Origin of the sequence: Roseibium aestuarii (genome assembly GCF_008477545.1) — a bacterium.
Taxonomy (GTDB): Bacteria; Pseudomonadota; Alphaproteobacteria; order Rhizobiales; family Stappiaceae; genus Roseibium; species Roseibium aestuarii.
Genome location: NZ_VORA01000003.1, coordinates 141,156 through 161,656, shown reverse-complemented (window position 1 = coordinate 161,656; position 20,501 = coordinate 141,156). Strand labels below are relative to the sequence as shown.

General features: G+C 64.2%; 21 protein-coding genes. 15 read left to right on the top strand and 6 right to left on the bottom strand.

The genetic code is table 11. The annotated features are described in order from the left end of the window. Window positions 1-19: 19 nt before the first annotated feature. From FR728_RS13650 to FR728_RS13625, 6 genes are all read left to right on the top strand, one after another. Window positions 20-595: a cob(I)yrinic acid a,c-diamide adenosyltransferase gene (locus FR728_RS13650; protein WP_149893276.1), complete on the top strand. Its 576-nt coding sequence runs from the start codon at window positions 20-22 to the stop codon at window positions 593-595. Window positions 596-907: 312 nt separating this feature from the next. Further along, window positions 908-1,657: an electron transfer flavoprotein subunit beta/FixA family protein gene (locus FR728_RS13645; protein ID WP_149893275.1), complete on the top strand. Its 750-nt coding sequence runs from the start codon at window positions 908-910 to the stop codon at window positions 1,655-1,657. 27 nt (window positions 1,658-1,684) lie between these two features. Continuing rightward, complete coding sequence (locus tag FR728_RS13640) at window positions 1,685-2,617, top strand: electron transfer flavoprotein subunit alpha/FixB family protein (protein WP_149893274.1); 933 nt, start codon at window positions 1,685-1,687, stop codon at window positions 2,615-2,617. Between the two features lie 137 nt (window positions 2,618-2,754). Then, window positions 2,755-3,636 (top strand): 3-hydroxybutyryl-CoA dehydrogenase, encoded by an 882-nt coding sequence (locus tag FR728_RS13635; RefSeq protein ID WP_149893273.1) that lies wholly within the window; start codon window positions 2,755-2,757, stop codon window positions 3,634-3,636. Between the two features lie 165 nt (window positions 3,637-3,801). Beyond that, a complete protein-coding gene (locus FR728_RS13630; RefSeq protein WP_149893272.1) occupies window positions 3,802-4,002 on the top strand; it encodes a hypothetical protein in 201 nt (66 codons plus the stop codon). A 526-nt stretch (window positions 4,003-4,528) separates the two neighbouring features. Beyond that, entirely contained in the window at window positions 4,529-4,732 is a 204-nt protein-coding gene (locus FR728_RS13625) for a hypothetical protein (RefSeq protein ID WP_149893271.1), read from the top strand. A gap of 3 nt (window positions 4,733-4,735) precedes the next feature. Here FR728_RS13625 and tlpA read toward each other — a convergent pair whose 3' ends face one another. Then, entirely contained in the window at window positions 4,736-5,404 is a 669-nt protein-coding gene (gene tlpA, locus FR728_RS13620) for a thiol:disulfide interchange protein TlpA (protein ID WP_149893270.1), read from the bottom strand. Window positions 5,405-5,445: 41 nt separating this feature from the next. On the opposite strand from tlpA, the gene argH reads away from it, so the two are divergent. The 4 genes from argH to FR728_RS13600 all read left to right on the top strand — a co-directional run bounded on the left by argH (window position 5,446) and on the right by FR728_RS13600 (window position 11,322). Then, on the top strand, window positions 5,446-6,831 hold the full coding sequence (argH, locus tag FR728_RS13615; protein ID WP_149893269.1) for an argininosuccinate lyase: 1,386 nt from the start codon (window positions 5,446-5,448) through the stop codon (window positions 6,829-6,831). A gap of 115 nt (window positions 6,832-6,946) precedes the next feature. Then, window positions 6,947-7,204, top strand: coding sequence for an LPS translocon maturation chaperone LptM (gene lptM, locus FR728_RS13610; RefSeq protein ID WP_149893268.1), 258 nt, complete (start codon window positions 6,947-6,949; stop codon window positions 7,202-7,204). Window positions 7,205-7,290: 86 nt separating this feature from the next. Then, window positions 7,291-8,562, top strand: coding sequence for a diaminopimelate decarboxylase (lysA, locus tag FR728_RS13605; protein ID WP_149893267.1), 1,272 nt, complete (start codon window positions 7,291-7,293; stop codon window positions 8,560-8,562). A gap of 129 nt (window positions 8,563-8,691) precedes the next feature. Continuing rightward, the gene (locus FR728_RS13600; protein ID WP_208998814.1) at window positions 8,692-11,322 is read left to right on the top strand and encodes a TIGR02302 family protein; all 2,631 of its coding nucleotides are present in this window, start codon (window positions 8,692-8,694) and stop codon (window positions 11,320-11,322) included. Window positions 11,323-11,328: 6 nt separating this feature from the next. On the opposite strand, the gene FR728_RS13595 is transcribed toward FR728_RS13600, so the two are convergent. The 4 genes from FR728_RS13595 to FR728_RS13580 form a co-directional block, all read right to left on the bottom strand. Continuing rightward, entirely contained in the window at window positions 11,329-12,891 is a 1,563-nt protein-coding gene (locus tag FR728_RS13595; protein ID WP_188318906.1) for a putative bifunctional diguanylate cyclase/phosphodiesterase, read from the bottom strand. A 206-nt stretch (window positions 12,892-13,097) separates the two neighbouring features. Continuing rightward, entirely contained in the window at window positions 13,098-13,496 is a 399-nt protein-coding gene (locus FR728_RS13590) for a response regulator (protein ID WP_149893265.1), read from the bottom strand. Between the two features lie 23 nt (window positions 13,497-13,519). Next, window positions 13,520-14,059 (bottom strand): hypoxanthine phosphoribosyltransferase, encoded by a 540-nt coding sequence (gene hpt / locus FR728_RS13585; RefSeq protein ID WP_149893264.1) that lies wholly within the window; start codon window positions 14,057-14,059, stop codon window positions 13,520-13,522. A gap of 1 nt (window position 14,060) precedes the next feature. Beyond that, complete coding sequence (locus FR728_RS13580; protein WP_149893263.1) at window positions 14,061-14,975, bottom strand: MJ0042-type zinc finger domain-containing protein; 915 nt, start codon at window positions 14,973-14,975, stop codon at window positions 14,061-14,063. Window positions 14,976-15,166: 191 nt separating this feature from the next. On the opposite strand from FR728_RS13580, the gene ftsE reads away from it, so the two are divergent. From ftsE to FR728_RS13560, 4 genes are all read left to right on the top strand, one after another. Then, on the top strand, window positions 15,167-15,826 hold the full coding sequence (gene ftsE, locus FR728_RS13575) for a cell division ATP-binding protein FtsE (protein ID WP_149893262.1): 660 nt from the start codon (window positions 15,167-15,169) through the stop codon (window positions 15,824-15,826). 11 nt (window positions 15,827-15,837) lie between these two features. Next, complete coding sequence (locus FR728_RS13570; RefSeq protein WP_341872936.1) at window positions 15,838-16,974, top strand: cell division protein FtsX; 1,137 nt, start codon at window positions 15,838-15,840, stop codon at window positions 16,972-16,974. A 100-nt stretch (window positions 16,975-17,074) separates the two neighbouring features. Further along, window positions 17,075-17,833, top strand: a complete 759-nt coding sequence (locus FR728_RS19455; RefSeq protein ID WP_208998813.1) for a YdcF family protein — start codon at window positions 17,075-17,077, stop codon at window positions 17,831-17,833. Between the two features lie 107 nt (window positions 17,834-17,940). Continuing rightward, window positions 17,941-18,705: a lysophospholipid acyltransferase family protein gene (locus FR728_RS13560; protein WP_149893261.1), complete on the top strand. Its 765-nt coding sequence runs from the start codon at window positions 17,941-17,943 to the stop codon at window positions 18,703-18,705. Window positions 18,706-18,739: 34 nt separating this feature from the next. Here FR728_RS13560 and FR728_RS13555 read toward each other — a convergent pair whose 3' ends face one another. Continuing rightward, window positions 18,740-19,261, bottom strand: a complete 522-nt coding sequence (locus FR728_RS13555; RefSeq protein ID WP_149893260.1) for a gamma-glutamylcyclotransferase — start codon at window positions 19,259-19,261, stop codon at window positions 18,740-18,742. Window positions 19,262-19,430: 169 nt separating this feature from the next. Between FR728_RS13555 and FR728_RS13550 the strand changes: the two genes are divergently transcribed. Beyond that, window positions 19,431-20,483 (top strand): DUF2125 domain-containing protein, encoded by a 1,053-nt coding sequence (locus tag FR728_RS13550; RefSeq protein ID WP_188318905.1) that lies wholly within the window; start codon window positions 19,431-19,433, stop codon window positions 20,481-20,483. Window positions 20,484-20,501 lie beyond the last annotated feature (18 nt).

The following is a 20,501-nucleotide window of genomic DNA, read 5'->3' as shown; positions in this document are numbered from 1 at the left end:
CGAGGGGGCGAATGACGACATGGTGGTTCTGAACAAGATCTACACCCGTACGGGCGATCAGGGAACGACGGCACTTGGCAGTGGCGAGCGCCGCCTCAAGTCCGACCTGCGGATCGACGCCTATGGCACGGTCGACGAGACCAACTCGGTCGTCGGCATGGCGCGGCTCTACACGGCGACGGAGAACCCGGAGCTCGATGTGGTGCTCGGGCGCATCCAGAACGATCTCTTCGATCTGGGGGCGGATCTCGCCACGCCGGAAACAGGTCAGGATCTGGGCTATGAGCCCTTGCGCATCATTCAGGCGCAGGTGGACCGGCTGGAACAGGAAATCGACCGGTTCAATGCGCAGCTCGATCCGCTGCGGTCCTTCGTGCTGCCGGGCGGAACGGCAGCTTCCGCCCATCTGCATCTGGCGCGGACCGTGTCGCGGCGGGCGGAGCGCCTGATGGTGGCGCTGGCGGCCCAGGAAACGATCGGTGCCGCGTCCATCAAATATATCAACAGGTTGTCAGATTTCTTCTTTGTTGCAGCGCGAGTTTGCAATCGGGCGGCCTCGGGCGATGTGCTCTGGGTGCCCGGTCAAAATCGCTGAGGGAAGACTAAAGTCTTATCCGGCTTCGGTTATTCCGCATCGGCATGGGGCAGCGACAACCATTCGCTTGAAGATCCGCCACTTGCGCCTTAAGACCGGGATCGAAAGGCCTTTCGCAGCGCGGCATGACCTGGAGACAAACGCCCAGGGTTCCCTTGCGCCATCGTTGACAGCCGTTTCGCGTGACTTTACCGTCCCGGCCCGAGCGAGAGGAATGGCGGTTTTCTGCCGACCGTGAAGGTTGAGAGGCTGCCATGGACCTGGCCATAAGGCTCAAACCGGGGTGGGACGCCCGAGTGGAGGTATAACTCAATGAAGATCCTTGTGCCCGTGAAGCGGGTGATCGACTACAACGTGAAGGTTCGCGTGAAGGCTGACGGATCCGGCGTGGATCTGGCCAACGTCAAGATGTCCATGAACCCGTTCGACGAAATCGCCGTCGAAGAGGCTCTGCGTCTGAAGGAAGCCGGCAAGGCAACGGAAGTCATCGTGGTCTCCGTCGGCCCGCAGCAGGCCCAGGAAACCATCCGGACCGGCCTTGCCATGGGCGCCGACCGCGGGATCCTGGTCAAGACCGACGAAACCGTCGAGCCGCTGGCTGTTGCCAAGATCCTCAAGGCCATCGTGGAAGCCGAAGAGCCGGGTCTCGTGATCCTCGGCAAGCAGGCCATCGACGATGACTGCAACCAGACCGGCCAGATGCTGGCTGCCCTTCTGGGTTGGGGCCAGGGCACCTTTGCCTCCAAGGTCGACCTGGGCGAAGGCTCCGTGGCCGTGACCCGTGAAGTCGATGGTGGTCTGCAGACCGTGAAGCTGGCCCTGCCGGCCATCGTCACCACCGACCTGCGCCTCAACGAGCCGCGCTACGCTTCCCTGCCGAACATCATGAAGGCCAAGAAGAAGCCGATCGACGAGAAGACCGTCGCCGACTTCGGTGTCGATGTGACCCCGCGCCTGAGCGTGCTGAAGACCGCCGAGCCGGCAGCCCGTCAGGCTGGCGTGAAGGTGGGCTCCGTGGCCGAACTGGTCGACAAGCTCAAGAACGAGGCCGGCGTCCTCTAAGGGGATCGCGACAGAAGGAAAAAGATCATGACTATTCTTCTTGTGGCCGAACATGCCGGTGGCGCCCTCAGCGATGCAACCGCAAAGGCTCTCTCCGCTGCCCTGAAGATGGGCGGCGACGTCCATGTGCTCGTGGCCGGTGAAGGCATTTCCGGTGTCGCCGAAGCAGCTTCCAAGCTGTCTGGCGTCGCCAAGGTCCTGACCGCTGAGAGCGCCGCGCTGGCCCATCAGCTGGCCGAGCCGATGGCTGCCCTGATCGTCGATCTGGCTGCCGGCTATGACGCGATCGTTGCCCCGGCAACCGCCAACGGCAAGAACACCCTGCCGCGCGTGGCCGCCCTGCTCGACGTGATGCAGATCTCCGACGTGATCGCCGTCATCGATGGCGAGACCTTCGAGCGTCCGATCTACGCTGGCAACGCCATCCAGACCGTGAAGTCTTCCGATGCGAAGAAGGTCATCACCGTGCGGACCTCCACCTTCCAGGCTGCCGAAGCCGGTGGGTTTGCTGCAATCGAAGCGGTTTCCGCTCCGGCTGCCGGTGCTGCTTCCGAATTCGTCGGCGAAGAACTGTCCAAGTCCGACCGCCCGGAACTGACCTCGGCCAAGATCATCGTCTCCGGTGGTCGCGCCCTGGGTTCCGAAGAGAAGTTCCAGGAAGTCATCATGCCGGTGGCAGATGCCCTGGGCGCTGCCGTCGGTGCGTCGCGCGCCGCTGTCGACGCGGGCTATGCTCCGAACGACTGGCAGGTGGGTCAGACCGGCAAGGTCGTGGCTCCGGACCTCTACATTGCCTGCGGCATCTCCGGTGCCATCCAGCACCTCGCCGGCATGAAGGACAGCAAGGTCATCGTGGCCATCAACAAGGACGAGGAAGCTCCGATCTTCCAGGTGGCCGATTACGGTCTGGTCGCCGATCTCTTCGACGTCCTTCCCGAGCTGAAGGCTGCCGTCGAGTAATCCTTTCGACGGATAAAATCTCTCCGGACGGCAGATTTGCCGTCCGGACCCTTGCCGCCAGAACGATCCGGCGGCATTGCTTTGTGTACGGATGACCGGATACGGTCTTGAATGTCAGATGTGGATCGGATTGGACCATGGGGATTGAACTGAAAAAAATCGGCGTCATCGGAGCCGGGCAGATGGGCAGCGGCATTGCGCATGTCTGTGCGCTTGCCGGATTCGACGTGATGCTGAGCGATATCTCCATGGACAGGATCGAGTCCGGTCTGGCGTCGATCAACGGCAACATGGCCCGTCAGGTCCAGAAGGGTCAGATCTCCGAAGCTGATCGCGATGGCGCCCTCGGGCGGCTTTCCGCGGCACCGGACATCGACATGCTGGCCGATGTGGACATGGTGATCGAGTCCGCTGTCGAGAACGAGCAGATCAAGCGCAAGATCTTCTCCCAGCTCTGCCCGATCCTGAAGCCGGAAGCCATTCTGGCGACCAACACTTCTTCCATTTCCATCACCCGTCTGGCGGCCTCCACGGACCGTCCCGAGCGTTTCATCGGCATTCACTTCATGAATCCGGTGCCGATCATGGAGCTGGTGGAGCTGGTGCGCGGCATCGCCACCGAGGACGAGACCTTCGAACTGGCCAAGGGCTTTGTTCGCAAGGTCGGCAAGAAGATGGCCGTGGCCGAGGATTTCCCGGCCTTCATGGTCAACCGCATCCTGCTGCCGATGATCAACGAAGCCATCTACACGCTCTATGAGGGCGTGGGATCGGTGGAATCCATCGATACGGCCATGAAGCTCGGTGCGAACCATCCGATGGGCCCGCTGCAGCTGGCCGACTTCATCGGTCTGGATACCTGCCTGTCGATCATGCAGGTGCTCTATGAAGGTCTGGCCGACAGCAAGTACCGCCCCTGCCCGCTGCTCGTGAAGTATGTCGAGGCAGGCTGGCTTGGCCGCAAGACCCAGCGCGGTTTCTATGATTATCGTGGCGACGTGCCGGTGCCGACCCGCTGAGGGCGCTCCGCGTTGCGCATGACATCTGAAAAGGGGTCGGACCGAAGTTGTCCGGCCCCTTTTTGCATTTCGCGACGACCGATGCGGATTTCTTACCCTGCGTTAACCGGCGTTTCATTTCTTTTAAGGATCATGCTCCCGTAACGTCAGATCGCGGACGGGGGCATGGACACCGCATCCATCGCAGCAGCCTATATCGGGGTCAGTCAGGCCCAGAAGGGTCAGGCCCTGCAGGCCGCCATGCTGAAGCAGGCTGTCCAGGCCGATGCGGGGATCGTTGCCCTGCTGCAGGGCGCCACCGATGCGCTGGCCTCGCCCGCCTCCGCCCCGGCCGGCATGGGAACTCAGATCAACATTACCGTGTAATCGGACGGAGTTGACCGTTCCGATTCAGTTGATCTTGCGAAATCTCGCGATTTTTCACTTAAAATTTTAATCAAATTGGGCCTATTCAGATCATGATCCGTGGATAATGACGCAAGGTCATTTCCATCTGTTCTTTGTCTCGACTGAAGATGCGCTATATTTATCCATGAGAACGCATGTTCAGGAGCAAGACGATGCCAGAGGCCATCAGTTCAGGCTCTTCCACGCCCTTCATCCCCCGGGCTGGAGAGTCCACCCCGGAACGAACAGCCGCCCAGATCCGCGAACTGGAGACCCGACAGGAGCGCTCGGTCGCGGAGACGGTTCAAAGACAGGCGAATGCCAGCAGCCGCCGGGCGGAATCTCTCGAGCGGGTTGCTGAACAGCTTTCCAATCGCCAGGAAACCAGGCCCGCCCCATCGGACACCTCTCTCGGAGGCCGGATCGACATCTCGGTCTGAGACCCCCGGCAGAACGCATCAGGGCCGGTGTAACGGCTCCGCATCACGGCACAGGAGTATTGAGTATGCCTTCGATCAGCGACACGTCTGCCGCCGCCAGCAGCTACAACGTTCGCAGCCAGCTCGCGACGAATGCGATCCGCGACAGTGCCCAGGAAGAGCGTCAGGTGGCCGACCGGCTGCAGGACCAGCAGAACACCCAGGAACAGCAGCGCCGTCAGTCGCGCCAGATCCCGGGTCTGGGCAACGCGGTCGATATCAGCGCCTGACCTTCAGGACGCGGGGCGAGCCGCCTCGACGGCCTTGTCGATCAACCCCTTCGCCTCGCCGGATGCCCATTCGGCGGGGCCGTACATCGTTCCGACTTCGCAGCCGTCCGGTCCGACGAGGATCGTGGTCGGCAGTCCGGGTGCCTTGGCGACCTTGCGCAGGTCCGCAATGATCTGGTTCGACGGATCGTGGCGGAAGGCAAGGGTATGGATGCCCATCTCCTCGAGGAAGGCCTTCGGCTTTTCCTCGCTGCCCCGGTCGACGCTGACCGCCACCACTTCAAAGTCCTTGCCGCCGCGCTCGGCCTGCAGCTGATCCAGCGCCGGCATCTCCTTGCGACAGGGGCCGCACCATGTGGCCCAGAGGTTCAGCAGCACGGTCCGGCCGGAGAAGCCCGCCAGGGTGCGGCTTTCGCCCTTGTCATTCTGGAAGGCCAGTGCGCTCAGATCCAGCGGGCGTTCGGCCGGCAGAAAGGCCGCCACTTCGCCACCCACGTGAGGGGCCGCATTTTCGGCCATGGCCAGAGAAACCGCGCAGGAATTGGCGCTCTGCGAGTTGCCATAGCCCCCCAGGATCCCGTATACCCCAACAGTTATGGCCACCAGGCCCGCGCCTCCGGCCATCAGGATCCGATGCAGGTGCCGTTTCGGCTTGGCGGTGGGGTTTGTCATTCTTCCAGACCTCTTCACGGGGTAATCTCAAGGACTACAGCATGAGCAATCGCATGTGGGGCGGCCGGTTTGCGGAAGGACCGGATGCCATCATGGAGGAAATCAACGCCTCCATCGACTACGACCGCAAGCTATATAGGCAAGATATCGCGGGCTCGAAAGCCCACGTGCGCATGCTGGCCGCTCAACAAATCGTTTCCGCCGATGATGCCGAGAAGATCGTCGGCGGTCTCGACGCGATCCTGAAGGAAATCGAGGACGGCACCTTCACTTTCTCCCGTGCGCTCGAAGACATTCACATGAATATCGAGGCGCGTCTGGGCGAGCTGATCGGCCCGGCCGCCGGCCGCCTGCACACCGCCCGGTCGCGCAACGACCAGGTCGCGACCGACTTCAAGCTCTGGGTTCGCGACACGCTGGACACGCTGGAGCAGCAGCTGAGCGAGCTGATGCTGGCGCTCGCCGAGAAGGCTGACGCGCATGCGGGCGACGTGATGCCCGGCTTCACGCATCTTCAGTCGGCCCAGCCGGTGACCTTCGGCCACCACATGATGGCCTATGTGGAGATGTTCGCCCGTGACCGGTCGCGCGTGCGCGATGCGCGCAAGCGCATGAACGAGTGCCCGCTGGGCTCTGCCGCGCTTGCCGGCACGTCCTTCCCGATCGACCGCAAGGCGACGGCGGCGGAACTGGGCTTCGACCGCCCGACCGCCAACTCTCTGGACGGGGTGTCCGATCGTGATTTCGTGATCGAGGCGCTGTCGGCTGCCGCCATCTGTGCGGTTCACCTGTCGCGCTTGGCCGAGGAAATCGTCATCTGGTGCTCTGCCCAGTTCGGTTTCATCAAGCTGTCGGACAAGTTCTCGACCGGCTCCTCCATCATGCCGCAGAAGAAGAACCCGGATGCCGCGGAGCTGGTGCGCGCCAAGACCGGCCGCATCTTCGGTTCCCTGCAGGGCCTGCTGGTGGTCATGAAGGGTCTGCCGCTCGCCTATTCCAAGGACATGCAGGAAGACAAGGAACAGGCCTTCGACGGTCTGTCCTCCGTGTCTCTGGCGCTGGCCGCCATGACCGGCATGGTCAAGGATCTGGAGCCGAACACCAAGGTTCTGAAGAAGGCCGCCGGTTCGGGCTATTCCACCGCGACCGATCTGGCCGACTGGCTGGTGCGCGTGCTCGGCATGCCGTTCCGCGATGCTCACCACGTGACCGGCCGCATCGTGGCCCTGGCGGTGGAGCGCAATTGCGAACTGCACAAGGTGCCGCTCGAGGACATGCAGGCCGTGGACCCGAAGATCACCGACGAGGTGTTCCAGGTTCTTTCCGTCGACAAGTCGGTCCGCTCGCGGGTCAGCTACGGCGGCACCGCGCCGGCCAATGTGCGCAAGCAGGCGCGCCGCTGGCTCAAGGAGCTGGGCAAGGCCTGATCGGCCTTTCCGGCTTGCAGGCACACGGGACGGCGGGACCTTCGACAAGGCTTGCCGTCCTGCCTCTTCCATGCGAGGAAGAGGCAAGAAAGACGCGGCATCACGAGGCATTTCCATGGCGCAAGGCACTGACATTCCGGCGACGCCCGACCGCAAGGGGCGGATGATCCGCAGCGCGGTGCTCGTGCTGGCCGGCGTGGTCGCCGTATCGCTGGGCGGATGCGGCCGCAAGGGATCGCTCGAGACGCCGGGCCTGGTCGATGTTCCGGCTGCCGCGCCGCAGGTCTCGACCGCGACCGGATCGCAGGTTGTCACGCCGCCCGCAGAACAGCCCGTCGACCAGCGTCGCTTCTTCCTGGATTTCCTGATCTGATCGGATCACGCGCGCGCCGGTAGGCGGATGGGCCGAAGCCGCGGGGCACCGGCCAGCCGGACCGGCCCAGAGCTCAAGGACATATCGTGCATCACTTCCAGTATCGTCAGGGCACGCTTTTTGCGGAAGACGTGTCGGTGGCCGAGATCGCCGAAGCCGTCGGCACTCCCTTCTATGTCTATTCCTCCGCGACGCTGGAGCGGCACTACCGCGTGTTCAAGGACGCGCTGAAGGGCATCGACAGCCTGGTCTGCTATGCCATGAAGGCCAATTCCAACCAGGCCGTGCTGAAGACCCTGGCGGATCTGGGTGCCGGCATGGATGTGGTGTCGGAAGGCGAGCTGCGCCGGGCACGCGCTGCGGGTGTTCCGGGCGAGCGGATCCTTTTCTCCGGCGTCGGCAAGACCGAGGCCGAGCAGGCCTATGCCCTCTCCCAGGACATCCTGTGCTTCAACGTGGAATCCGAGCCGGAGCTGCACCAGCTCTCCAAGGTCGCCACGGCGCTCGGCAAGGAAGCGCGCGTCTCCCTGCGCATCAATCCGGATGTGGATGCAAGGACCCACGCCAAGATCTCGACCGGCAAGGCCGAGAACAAGTTCGGCATTCCCTGGCAGAAGGCCCGGGAAGTCTATGCGCATGCGGCGAAGCTGCCGGGCCTGAAGGTCACCGGCATCGACATGCACATCGGGTCGCAGATCACCCAGCTTCAGCCCTTCGACGACGCCTTTGCGCGGCTGGGCGAGCTGATCGCCGATCTGCGCGGCGACGGTCACGGGATCGATCACATCGATCTCGGAGGCGGTCTGGGCATTCCTTACGTCTCCGACAACAATCCGCCTCCCCATCCGGACGCCTATGCGGAAGTGGTGAAGCGGCACGTCGAGAAGCTCGAGTGCAAGATCGTCTTCGAGCCGGGCCGTCTGATTGCCGGCAACGCGGGCATTCTGGTGACCAAGGTCATCTACGTGAAGCCGGGCGAGGCCAAGAACTTCGTCATCGTCGACGGGGCGATGAACGACCTCATCCGTCCGACGCTCTATGACGCCTATCACGAGATCGGCCCGGTGGTGGAAGCCGCAGCCGATGCTCCGCGTCTGAAGGCGGATATCGTCGGCCCGGTCTGCGAAACCGGCGACTATCTCGGCCATGACCGGGATCTTCCGGCGGTGAAGGCGGGCGACCTGCTGGCGGTCTATTCCGCCGGGGCCTATGGGGCCACCCAGTCGTCGACCTACAACACCCGGCTTCTGGTGCCCGAAGTGCTGGTGAAGGACGGCGCCTTCGCGGTGATCCGTCCCCGCCCGACCTACGAGGATCTGATCGGTCTCGATGCCCTGCCGGAGTGGCTGAAGGGCTGAGGAAACGGACCTGCGAGCGTCGGTCAAGGTTTCGTGACGGCGCGCGCCGCCCTTTCGTGGTTTCGACAGCTTGCGGCGCGGCCGGTTTTCCCTCACCCTGCGACAGGTGGCAGTGAAGGAGGTCCGGCCTTGCGGCGCGGCGAAACTGACAGCACTCCCGAAATGACCGGCCCGGCCGTGACGCCGGGTTCCGACGGTGAGGACCGGCGCGGCCTGAAGCGGCTTGCCCGCCTGGTGCGCCGCAGCCGGAGAGCCTTGCTGATCGAGCGGCTTGTCCGGGCGGTCTTTGCACCCGTTCTGGTGATCGCGCTGTTCCTTGCGCTCAGCCTGCTCGGTGTCTGGCAGGCCCTGCCGGTGGTCTTGCACGGGTTGGGGCTGCTTCTTCTGGGCGTTGCCTTCCTCGTCAGCCTGCGCGGGATCTATCGGCTGCGCCTGCCGACCCATGACGAGGCCGTTCGTCGCATCGAGGCTGCAAGCCCTTCGCTCAACCGCCCCCTGTCGGCGCTGGAAGACGATCTTGCCGAGCTGTTGCCGGCCGGTCCCTCCACCCGCTCCCTGTGGCTTCTGCACAAGCGGCGCATGATGGCGCTGATCGGCGGCCTCAGCTCCCCGCTTCCTGCTCCCGGGTCCTGGCGCCTCGATCCTTATGCCCTGCGTGTCGGCGTGGCGCTGTTGCTTGTGGTGGGCCTTGCGGCCAGCACTGGCCAGCGGCTCGACCGGCTGACGGCTGCATTTCGTTTCGGCCTCGATCCGAAAGAGGTCGCGAGCCGGCTCGACGCCTGGATCACTCCGCCCGCCTATACCAATCTGCCGCCGATCTATCTCACCGGGGAAAGCGCTGCCTTGCGGGCGCCCGGCCAGGTGCTCCGGGTGCCGGAAGGCGCGAGGTTCGTCGTCCGAAGCCAGGGGGCCGAGGGGTTCCGCATGGCGCTGGAGGGTGGCATCCGTTCTGAAAGCGAGCCGGATGCGCCGGGCGATGGAGTCGGACCGGTGACCGAACACCGCGCCGTGCTCGACAGTGACGGCACAATTGCCCTGTTGCTGGATGACACGCCGCTCATGGACTGGCGGTTCGAGGTTATTCCCGATGATGCGCCGCAGATTGCCCTTGCCGGAGACCCGGAGGCTCAGCTGAGCGGGGCGCTGAAGCTGCCCTATACGGTGACCGACGATTACCGGACAGTGTCCGCGGAAGCGCGGATCGCGGCACTTCCCGCTCCGGCTGACGGAGAAAATGGCCAGCGTGCGCGCAGCCTCACGGGTCTGGGCCCTCTTTCCGGCGCCCCTCGGCCTCTGGTGGAGGCGCCACAGTTTCCGTTGTCCCTGCCGCCACGGGGCAGCGAAACCGGAGCGGCGGAAACCATCCGTGACCTGACCTCCCATCCCTGGGCCGGGTCCAATGTGCACATGACCCTTCATGCGCTGGACGAAGCAGGTCAGGAAGGCGTGTCGCCGACCTATGAGTTGGAGCTGCCTCAGCGCCTGTTCCGGGTGCCTCTGGCGCGTGCGGTGGTGGAGCAGCGCCGGCTGCTGTCGCTGGATGCGCGGCAGCAGGACCGGGCCATCCTGGCGTTGGATGCGCTGCTTCTGGCGCCGGAGAGCTTCAATGTCAGCCTGAAGGACTATCTCGGGGTGCAGTTTGCGCTGGCCCGTCTGACGCGGGCCCGGAGCGACGAGGAGCTGAAGGAACTTCTGCCGCTGCTGTGGGACCTGGCGCTCACCATCGAGGACGGCGATCTGTCGCTGGCCGAGCGGGCGCTGCGCCAGGCGCAGGAGGCGCTCCGCAAGGCGCTGGAAGAAGGCGCGAGCGATGAGGAAATCGCCCGGCTGACCCAGGAGCTGCGGGAAGCGCTCAACGACTACATGCAGGCGCTGGCGGAGCAGATGCGGCGCAATCCGCAGGCCTCCCAGCCGTTCTCGCCGGATCAGCAGACCCTGAACCAGCAGAATCTCTCCGAGATGCTGGACCGGATCGAGGATCTGGCCCGGACCGGCAGCCGGGATGCGGCGCGCGAGCTGCTGGCGGAAATGCAGCGCATGCTGGAAAACCTGCAGGCGGGCAATCCGCAGATGATGCCGCAGGACCAGATGACCAGCGAAATGATGGAGATGCTCAATCAGCTGGGCGACATGATCCGCAAGCAGCAGGAGCTCATGGACCAGACCCACAGGTTCAACCAGCAGCAGGGCGAACAGGGTCAGCAGCAGCCGGGTCAGAAGGGGGATCAGCAGGGCCAGCAGCAAGGGCAGCAACCGGGCGGTCAGATGACCCAGGAGCAGCTGGCCGAGATACTGAAGCAGCTGCAACAGGGCCAGGGCGATCTGGCGCAGCAACTGCAGGAGCTGATGGACCGGCTGGGTCAGAACGGCATGCCCCAGTCTGGCGAACTGGGCGAGGCCGGGCAGGCCATGGGCGAGGCGCAGGATTCCCTTGGCGAGGGCGAAGGCCAGCAGGCCCTCGGACAGCAGGGCAACGCGCTGGACGCGCTGCGGCGCGGTGCGCAGGGCATGGCCGAGCAGATGATGGGTCAGGGCGAAGGGCCGGGCATGAACCAGAGCCGGTCCACCATGAACGAGGATCCGCTTGGGCGGCCGCGCCGCAATTCCGGACCCGACTTCGGGGAGAAGGTGCCTGTTCCCGACGAGATCGACGTGCAGCGCGCGCGCCGGATCCTGGAAGAGCTGCGCAAGCGCCTGTCCGATCCGTCCCGGCCCCGGCTGGAGCTGGACTATCTGGAACGCCTGCTGAAGCGCTATTGAGCGGGATCAGTTGCCAAGAGCGGTGGCGCTGCGCACGGGTCCGTCCTGGCTGGACGCGATCAGGTTCCGCGCCTCGACCGGAGGCAGTGCCTTGCCGAAGAGAAATCCCTGACCACAGGCACATCCGAAGGTCTGCAGGGCAGTTGCCTGGCTGTCGGTCTCGATCCCTTCTGCCGTCATGGAGACGCCGAGCCCGCGCCCGAAGGTGATGATGGCCTCGACGATCCGGCGCTGACGCTCATTGTCGACGAAATCGGTCAGCAGGCTGCGGTCGATCTTGATGCGGTCGAATTGCAGGCTGGAGAGCTGCGCCAGATTGGAATAGCCGGTGCCGAAATCGTCCAGGGCGACGCGCACGCCGGCTTTCTGGAAGTCGGTGAGAATGGCCGTTGCCACCTCGAGATCCTGGATCAGCACATTTTCCGTGATCTCGATCTCCAGCCGGTTGGGGGCCAGGCCCGTGCGCTCCATGATCTTCAGCATCTGCAGGCCGAGGGTGCGGTCGGTCAGCTCTACTGGAGATAGGTTGAACGAGAGCGAGATGTGGGCCGGCCAGGTGGCCGCATCCCGGCAGGCGTGCTCGAAGAGCTGTCTGGAGAGGGCGAGGATCAGGCCGGTCTCTTCCGCCAGCGCGATGAACTGGGTGGGCGAGATGGAACCCAGGGTGCTGCTGTCCCAGCGCGCCAGGGCCTCGAACCCCAGAACCTTGCCGCTCGTCAGGTCGATGAGAGGCTGGTAGTGGGGCACGATTTCCTGCCGGTCCAGCGCGGAGCGGAAGGCTTCTTCCAGCTCGGCCTTTTCCCGCATGACCGACAGCATGTCCGGTTCGAAGTGCCGCAGTCCGTCGCCATTCTTCTTGGCGACATACATGGCCATGTCGGCGAAGCGGATGGCTTCTTCCAGATCACGGCTGTCCTGCGGGAAACGGGCGATGCCGACGCTGGCACCGACCCGGCGCTGGATGCCGTCGATGACCACCGGCTGACACAGGGTCTGGAGAATGCGGCGGGCCATGTCCTCGGCGCTGGTCTTGCGGGAGGGTTCGACCAGCATCAGGAACTCGTCGCCGCCGAGGCGAATGACGATGCCGTCATCGAAGAGGCCGCTCAGGCGATTGGCGCATTCGACGAGAAGGGCGTCGCCGCCGGCGTGGCCGAGCAGGTCATTGACCTTCTTGAAGCCGTCGAGATCGATAGAGAAGATGCAGAACCCGCGCGGGTTCTGGCGCAGGATCTCCTCGCACGAGGTTTCGGTGTAGGACTGAAGGAACCGCCGGTTGGGAAGGCGGGTCAGCACATCGTGGCGCGAGATCCAGGTGATGTTGGTTTCCGCCTCCTGCCGCTTCTCGATCTCGCGGCGGGCGGAGCGGTGGCGCTGGAGGGCGTAGAGGAAGCCGAAGATGCCGAGGGTGATGACTCCGAGGAAGGCCTCGTCGAGCTGCCAGTCCTCATGGTCGTCGACGAATTCGACGAGAAGCTCGAATCCGTTGGCCCTGACCATGGCAAACCATGTGAGGAGTGCGAGGCTCAGATATACCGCGCCATCCCGTGCCCAGTCAGCCCACTTCATGCGGAGTCCTTTGAATGACAAAAATATCCGTCTGATCATCTGGACGGTCAGATCTTAAATCGGCGTGAAAGATAAATGCCGCCGGGTCTGGTTCAAATCAGGGGCAGTGCGTATTCACAGGGACACTCCCCTAAGACTTTAGAGGGTCTGGAAACAAAAAGGCCCGGCAGAGCCGGGCCTTGATCTGGTTTTTCTGGGATTTCCGCCTAGCAGGCGTAGCGCCGCTGTTCGACCGGGGCGACGCCGGCAATGGCGTTGCGGGCCATGCGCCGGATGTCGGCCAGGGAGAAGGGCTTGGTGATCACCTCGTAGACGATCATGTCTAGACCGTTGGTCCGCTCTCGCTGGTCGGCAAAGCCGGTCATCAGCACGATGGGCAGATGGGGATAGGCACGCGCGGCATCCATGGCGAGCGCAATGCCATCCATCACGGGCATCTTGATGTCGGAGAGCAGAAGATCGTACTGGCCGCCGGTGCGGGTCAGCACGTCAAGAGCTTCATCACCGTCCTCGGTGGCCACGACCGTGTGCCCGTCAAGTTCCAGCGCTCTCTTGACGAAGCTGCGTACGGCTTCATCATCCTCGGCGAGAAGAATGCGACCCAAGGTCAGACTCCTTTGAGTGTCTCCTAGGCTTCCTCGTCGGAAACCACATATCCGATGAACGGCAGTTGCCGCCAGGCGTGTCCCATGTCCATGCCGTAGCCCACCACGAACTTGTCCGGGCAGGCAAAGCCGATGAAGTCGGCAGAGATCGGCGCCACGCGCCGTTCCGGCTTGTCGAGAAGGGCGACGACCTGCACGGACCGCGCCCCACGCTTGAGCAGCCGTTCCTTGGCGAAGGCCAAGGTCCGTCCTGATTCAAGGATATCATCCACCAAGAATATATCCCGGCCGTTAACGTCGCTTTCGACATCGCGCAAAATACGGATTTCGCCGGAGCTGGTGGTGCCGGCGCCGTAGCTGGAGAGATGGAGAAACTCCATCTCGGGCTCCAGTCCGGTGCGGTGCATGGCCCGGACCAGATCGGCGGCGAAAATGAAGCTGCCTTTCAGCACCGCGACCACCAGAAGGTTCTGCGGACGGGAATCCGCGATTTCCTCTGCCAGGGCGGTCACGCGGGTTGCGATGGCGCTTTCGTCGAAAAGGGTGTTGATCTGTACGGTCATGTCATCGGTTTGCTTGAGCGGTTGATCGGTCCACGAAACGCACCTGGATATCCGTCACACCCGAAGGAAATTCGGTGAGGATGGTCCGGAAGCGCGCTTCATCGAGGGCATTGAGTGTCCGGGCGCGGGGTTCGATGGTCCAGGCATAGATCTCCTGGTTCTCTGCATCCCGCAAGGACAGGCGGACAGCCGGGACGGGCACGGTCTCCGCCTTGATGTTATGAACCGAGCCCTCTATCACAAGAGCGGGTTTGCCGTCTGCCATCTCTTTGAATGTTCGTAAATCCCTAAATTCCAGCCCCCGCAGGTTCACCTCCAGGCCAATGGACTGGAACAGGCTGGCCAGATCGGGGGACGCCTTGACGAGTTGGTCGCGGATCAGGACGAGAAACAGGCAGACACCCAGCGCACCGACAAACAGGATTACGCCCGAGATGCGCCGATAGTTCCGTCGCATCAGCCATCCGAGAATGGCGCCGAGGTGGTCCTTCTTGAACTTGTCCGGATTGATCTTGATGCGGGTGCGCGTCGCCTGGCTCTCGATGTCGGCAGACTTGGCCTTCTGGCGCTCCGCTTCGGCGGCCGCTTCGCGGGCATCTTCTTCGTCGGGGTCGGGGGGCGGCGGCGCCTTCTTCGTGTCGCGCGCCGGGGCCGGCTTGGCTGCGGGCTCCTCCGGTTCGTTGTCGTCGATGTCTTCAGGCTCGTCGCGACCGGAGGCGGACCGGGCTTCTTCCTCTTCCTGCTGGTCGCGCGCCCACTCTTCCTCGTCGACAGAAGGTGCGGCTTCGCTTTGCTGTGCCGGGGCCACGAACCACCGGTTTCCGCAGCGGGCGCATTTCACGCTGCGCCCTTCCGGACCCAGGGCTTCCGCCTTGATGTCGTAGGAGGTGCTGCAATCCGGACATTTGATCTTCATCCGGAAGACCCTTTACCCATGTGGTAGAACGATTTGACGTGAAAACCCGGCGGTCCGGCGCAGATCATTGCACAGCCTTGTGGATCCGAGCAAAAAGGCGCCTGCCTCTCGTCCCCTACAGGACATTTATATGTTTAATGAAGCGTTAATTGGGCAGGGGTAGCTTCACGCATCCAGGCAAGGAGGTTGGAGTGATCCGTTTCGAGAATGTGGGGCTGAGGTATGGCATGGGGCCGGAGATCCTGAAGGATGTCACGTTCCAGCTCGAGCCGCAGTCCTTCCAGTTCCTGACGGGCCCCTCGGGCGCTGGCAAGACCAGCCTGATCCGCTTGCTGTTCATGTCGCTTCGCCCGACGCGCGGCCTCATTCAGGTCTTCGGCCATGACCTGTCCACAATCGACAAGCAGAAACTTCCCAATCTGCGCCGGCGCATCGGCGTCGTGTTTCAGGATTTCCGCTTGCTCGACCATCTGACGACCTATGAGAACGTCGCCCTGCCCTTGCGCGTGGCGGGAAAGGACGAGAGCGACTATCGCTCCGACGTGGTCGAACTGCTCAAGTGGGTCGGTCTGGGCGAGCGCATGCATGTCATGCCGCCGATCCTTTCGGGGGGGGAAAAGCAGCGCGCGGCGATCGCGCGCGCCCTCATCACCCGGCCGGAAGTCCTGCTTGCCGACGAGCCCACGGGCAACGTGGACCCGCCTCTGGCGCGTCGCCTGTTGCGTCTCTTCCTGGAACTGAACAAGCTGGGCACGTCGGTGGTCATCGCGACCCACGACATCGCCCTTCTGGAGCAGGTGGACGCGCGCCGGATGGTGCTGGCGGACGGCCGGCTTTCGGTGTTCGAGTAGATCGGGACGGCATGACGGAAGATCACATCCCAGACGTCCCGGACGTGCGAGCGGATCCGGGCCCTGCGCATGATCCGGACCCGGGCCATCTGGTGGAGCCGGTGGCGGTTGCCGCTGTGCACCCTGCCGTAGAGACGCGCCGGCCCGCCGCACAGCGCCCGAAGCCGCGCAAGAAGACGAAGACCCGTCGCGCCAAGGCGCCGCGCCGCAAGGGCACGGCGGCAGCACAGGCGGGGGATGATGCAAGGCTGCGTCCCTCTGCGGCCATCGTGCCGCCCCAGTCGGTGGCCGGCCGCGCGCTGACGCTGGTTGTGGCCATCATGAGCTTCCTCGCCTGCCTCACGGTCGGCGCGGTCACCGTCGTGCATGATGCGGCGGATGACTGGCAGAATGATCTGGTCCGCGAGATCACCATCCAGATCCGCCCGGTGGAAGGGGTGGAAACCCTGCGCGAGATCGACAAGGCCATCGCCCTGACGCTGGAATTTCCGGGGATCGGGTCTGTTCATGCCCTGTCGGACGAGGAAACCCGTTCCCTGTTGCAGCCCTGGCTGGGCGAAGGGCTGGATCTGGCGGCGCTTCCCGTGCCGCGCCTGATCCAGGTGGTGGTGGATGATCCGCGGGCGCTGGATCTGGCACAGCTGAAGCAGAGCCTGACCACGCAGGTGACGGGCGCGAGCCTGGATGATCATTCCATCTGGACCTCCCGCCTGTCGGCAATGGCGGGCGCGGCCGTGATCGGTGGGCTTGGCATCATGTCGCTGATGCTCGGGTCCATGGTGCTCAGCGTGGTCTTCGCGACCCAGGCGGCCATGGCCGGCAACAAGGACGTGGTCTCCGTGCTGCATTTCGTCGGTGCCGAGGACGGGTTCATTGCTCGCGAGTTCCAGCGGCACTTCCTGCTTCTGGGGCTGAAGGGCGGGATCTTCGGAGGGGTCTTTGCCTCCATCACCTTCTTTGCCCTTGATCTCTTCACGCGGGATGCGACCGGCGGTGCCGGGTCGGACCAGCTGTCGGCCCTGTTCGGCAGCGTGTCGGTCAGCCTTCCCGGCTATCTCGGGGTGATCGGGGTGGTGTTCCTCGTCGCGGTGCTGACGGCGGTGACGTCGGGTCTCGCCGTGAAGGCGCATTTGCGCCGGGTGGATTGAGTAGACTGGAAAAGTGCCGCAAGATCGAGACAGGCAGCCGTCCCCGGCAGGCGGGGAAGCGGGACCGGAACCTTGCATGGGAAAGACCGCGCCTTTGGGCATGACTTCGCACAGCCGCTCCGCAGCAACGGATGATCAACCGGCCGGCCAGTCCGCCGGGCCGGAGGCTGTCGCGTCCGTGAAAGAGGGCGCTTCCTCGGAGCAGGACAAGGCCGGCGAACCGGGACCGGGTGCCACGCCGCCCGCCCGGCCGGGCTTCTGGTCGCCCCGGCGCGGGCGCAGGCGGGCGGCGCTTGCGGTCGGGCTCGTGTTCCTGTCGATCTTCGCGGTGCATTTCGGCCTGTTCGCCCATCAGATCGCCGCCATTTCCATGCCGGCCGATGCGCGCGCGGATGGCATCGTGGTCCTGACCGGCGGTACGGACCGGGTGGAGCGGGCGATTGCCCTGCTGGCGGAGGGACGTGCCCAGAGGCTGTTGATCTCCGGGGTCCATCCGGGCACCACCCGCAAGCAGATCATCTCGCTCACCAGTGCGGACAAGAAGCTCTTCGAGTGCTGTGTGGATCTGGACCGGCTGGCGCTCAACACGGTTGGCAACGCGGTGGAGACGGCCCAGTGGGTGCGGGACCACGGCTACCGGTCCCTGCTTGTCGTGACCAGCGCCTATCACATGCCGCGCGCGGAGCTGGAGCTGCGCGAAATGCTGCCGCAGGTCGAGCTGGTGCCTTACCCGGTCTTTTCCCAGGAGCTGCACCTGCGCAAGTGGTACATGCAGCTTCGGACGATCAAACTTCTCATGCGGGAATATGTGAAGTATACAGTCGCCCGCATCAGGATTTCCCTCAAGCCGGTGCTCTGATCCGTTTCGCAACGGGGTGCTGCGGCCGTTGTTTCCGACCCGTGCCCGGGTGCCTGATTTCCGGTGCGGACCATTCTGTTTCTGCTTGCTCGTGACTGTGCCCGCCCATGCTGTTTCTCCGTTCCTCGCTGTTCCAGATTGCCTTCTACACCGGCACCTTCCTGCTGATGGTGATGTTCTCGCCGGTCTTCCTTCTGCCCCGGAAATGGGGTTGGTGGATTGTGCCCTTCTGGTCCAACTTCAGCCTGTGGCTGCTGCGGGTGATCGTGGGCCTGAAGGTGGAGTTGCGCGGGCAGGAAAACATTCCCCCGCGGGGCGGTTATATCGTTGCGGCCAAGCATCAGTCCGTGTGGGAGACCTTCGCGCTGATCCGCAGCTTCCCGGATCCGACCTATATCCTGAAGCGCGAGCTGCGCTGGATCCCGATCTTCGGCTGGTATACGGCGAAGTTCCGGCAGGTGCCGATCAACCGGGGCCAGAAGGCTGTGGCGCTGGCCAAGCTGAAGGTGGATGCGGCCCAGGCCATTTCCGAAGGCCGGCAGATCCTGCTCTTCCCGGAAGGCACCCGGCGGCCGGCCGGCGGTGACCCGAAGTACAAGTTCGGCATCAGTCATCTCTACCGGGATCTGAACTGTCCCGTTCTGCCCGTGGCGCTCAATGCGGGGGTCTACTGGCCGCGCAAGTCCTGGATGCTCTATCCGGGGACGGTCATCTGCGAGTTCCTGCCGGCGATCGAACCGGGTCTGCCCACGTCGGTGTTCTTTGACCGGCTGGTGGAGACCATCGAGACGGCAAGCGACCGGCTGATCGAGGAAGCCCGCCAGGCGCCCAAGCCCTCGCCGGTGCTGAAGAAGATCGCGCCCCGGGGCTGAGGTTTGCGGTGATCGGGGCCGTGTCAGGCAGTGCTCAGGCTGCCTTCAGGGCGCGGCTCAGCCATTCCATCTTGTGATCGCGAATGCCCAGCTCGGTCAGGTGAGCCGCCGTGGAGAGCACGTAGTCCGGGTTCGGACCCGAGCGGCCGCTTGCTCCCAGCACGATGTCGAGCTGCCGTTCCACGGGAAGGGCGCCGGCATATTGCGGATGGCTGCGGTCGACCATGTAGGTCAGGGCCGTCACGCGGGTGCCGTCGGCCAGGGTGACCGGGCGCCAGTGCTCTCGGTAGACCATGGTCACCTGCTCGCGCTCGCGCAGATAGGCGATGGTGTCGTCCCGATGTCCGGGGTCCACGCGGAAGGCCATGCCCCGGCAGGCGCCGCCCCGGTCGAGGCCGAAGACGAGGCCGGGCCGTTCCTGCGTTCCCCGGTGAACCCAGGAATAGACGCAGAGCGATCGATGGGCGCCCTTCAGAAGGGCCGGAGAGGCCATCTGAACGGGGAACCCCGGGTTCCACATGAGGGATCCGTATCCAAAGACCCAGAGATCTTCCATCGCTTGGCTCATTTCCGACGAATTTTGGCTGGCATAACAAGGCAAATGCCCTGTTGCAACGGGCAAATTCAAACCCTTATGGTGAGCGCGCCGCAGGCATCCGGAATGGTCGTCGTCCTCTCCGCCGGTGCTTCGCCCCGTCTACCATCCGTCTCTTCCGGAGTTCTTCTTGTCCCAGACCCCGCCGCATGCCGCGTCTCCGCGCTCGCCACGCCGCCGTTCCTATCTTCTTCTGGCCGCTGCCGTGCTTGTCGTGGTTGCCGGATGGTCCATCGGCTGGTTCGTCCTGCGCGACACCTTCGCAACCCAGCTGGACCGGCTTCTGGCGCGTCTCGCGGACCGGGGGCAGGTGATCACCTGCCATGACCGGGAGATCGCGGGCTTTCCGTTCCGCTACGAGCTTTCCTGCAGCAGGCTGGAAATGATCGACGGCGCCGGGCGCAGCGTGCAGGTCGCCGGATTCCGCTCGGTGGCTCTCGTCTACAAGCCCTGGCACGTGATCGCCGAGATCAATGCACCCGGTCTCCTGCGGCTGCCGCAAGCTGGCGTCGAGGGCATTCTGGGCTGGGAAACCGCCCGCGCCAGCGTGATGACCCGCCTTGACCGGATCACCGATCTGGATGTGGTTCTGGAAGCGCCCGAGGCGCGGGACTGGAGCCTGTTCGATCTGAAGCAGGACAGCATGCGGGCGGATGAAGCCCAGCTGCATCTGCGCATTACCGGCGAGGCGGATCAGGATCTGGATGCTGCCGCTTCCGTGACAGCGCTGAGCCTGCCTCTTCTGCCGGCGGCGCTCGAAGGCCTCACGGCCAGCGTGGCCGCCCATGTGCCGTCCGGGTCGGATCTGGCGAGGGGGGTCCCGCTAAAGGCTCTGCTGGCCCGGTCGCCGGACGGGGTGAAGCTGCGTCACGTGAAGATCCGCGCCGCGCTGGGCGAGCTGTCGGCGGATCTGACCGGGGATCTGGTGATCGACCGGGATGGCCTGCTCAACGGGGCCATGACCCTGTCGACCGATGACGTGACCCGTTTTGTCGCGGTGCTGGGCGAAATCTGGCCGGACATCCGGGTCAATGCGAGCATGATTGCCGCCCTGGCCGTGGCCATGGGCAAGCAGAACGCTGATGGGCCCGAGCCGCGGGTGGAACTGCCGGTGCGGCTCGACAAGGGCGGCCTGACCATCGGCATCCTTCCGCTCGGGATCATTCCGCCTCTCGCCCCCTGATCCGCAGGGGCCGGGGAC

Excerpts from the sequence above, each read along its gene's own strand:
- FR728_RS13625 (WP_149893271.1), top strand. The coding sequence starts at position 4,529 with ATGCCTTCGATCAGCGACACGTCTGCCGCCGCCAGCAGCTACAACGTT.
- FR728_RS13650 (WP_149893276.1), top strand. The coding sequence starts at position 20 with ATGGTGGTTCTGAACAAGATCTACACCCGTACGGGCGATCAGGGAACG.
- FR728_RS13645 (WP_149893275.1), top strand. The coding sequence starts at position 908 with ATGAAGATCCTTGTGCCCGTGAAGCGGGTGATCGACTACAACGTGAAG.
- hpt (WP_149893264.1), bottom strand. The coding sequence starts at position 14,059 with ATGACCGTACAGATCAACACCCTTTTCGACGAAAGCGCCATCGCAACC.
- FR728_RS13630 (WP_149893272.1), top strand. The coding sequence starts at position 3,802 with ATGGACACCGCATCCATCGCAGCAGCCTATATCGGGGTCAGTCAGGCC.
- FR728_RS13635 (WP_149893273.1), top strand. The coding sequence starts at position 2,755 with ATGGGGATTGAACTGAAAAAAATCGGCGTCATCGGAGCCGGGCAGATG.
- lptM (WP_149893268.1), top strand. The coding sequence starts at position 6,947 with ATGGCGCAAGGCACTGACATTCCGGCGACGCCCGACCGCAAGGGGCGG.
- FR728_RS13595 (WP_188318906.1), bottom strand. The coding sequence starts at position 12,891 with ATGAAGTGGGCTGACTGGGCACGGGATGGCGCGGTATATCTGAGCCTC.
- FR728_RS13570 (WP_341872936.1), top strand. The coding sequence starts at position 15,838 with ATGACGGAAGATCACATCCCAGACGTCCCGGACGTGCGAGCGGATCCG.
- FR728_RS13580 (WP_149893263.1), bottom strand. The coding sequence starts at position 14,975 with ATGAAGATCAAATGTCCGGATTGCAGCACCTCCTACGACATCAAGGCG.
- FR728_RS13560 (WP_149893261.1), top strand. The coding sequence starts at position 17,941 with ATGCTGTTTCTCCGTTCCTCGCTGTTCCAGATTGCCTTCTACACCGGC.
- argH (WP_149893269.1), top strand. The coding sequence starts at position 5,446 with ATGAGCAATCGCATGTGGGGCGGCCGGTTTGCGGAAGGACCGGATGCC.
- FR728_RS13555 (WP_149893260.1), bottom strand. The coding sequence starts at position 19,261 with ATGGAAGATCTCTGGGTCTTTGGATACGGATCCCTCATGTGGAACCCG.
- FR728_RS13640 (WP_149893274.1), top strand. The coding sequence starts at position 1,685 with ATGACTATTCTTCTTGTGGCCGAACATGCCGGTGGCGCCCTCAGCGAT.
- tlpA (WP_149893270.1), bottom strand. The coding sequence starts at position 5,404 with ATGACAAACCCCACCGCCAAGCCGAAACGGCACCTGCATCGGATCCTG.
- FR728_RS19455 (WP_208998813.1), top strand. The coding sequence starts at position 17,075 with ATGACTTCGCACAGCCGCTCCGCAGCAACGGATGATCAACCGGCCGGC.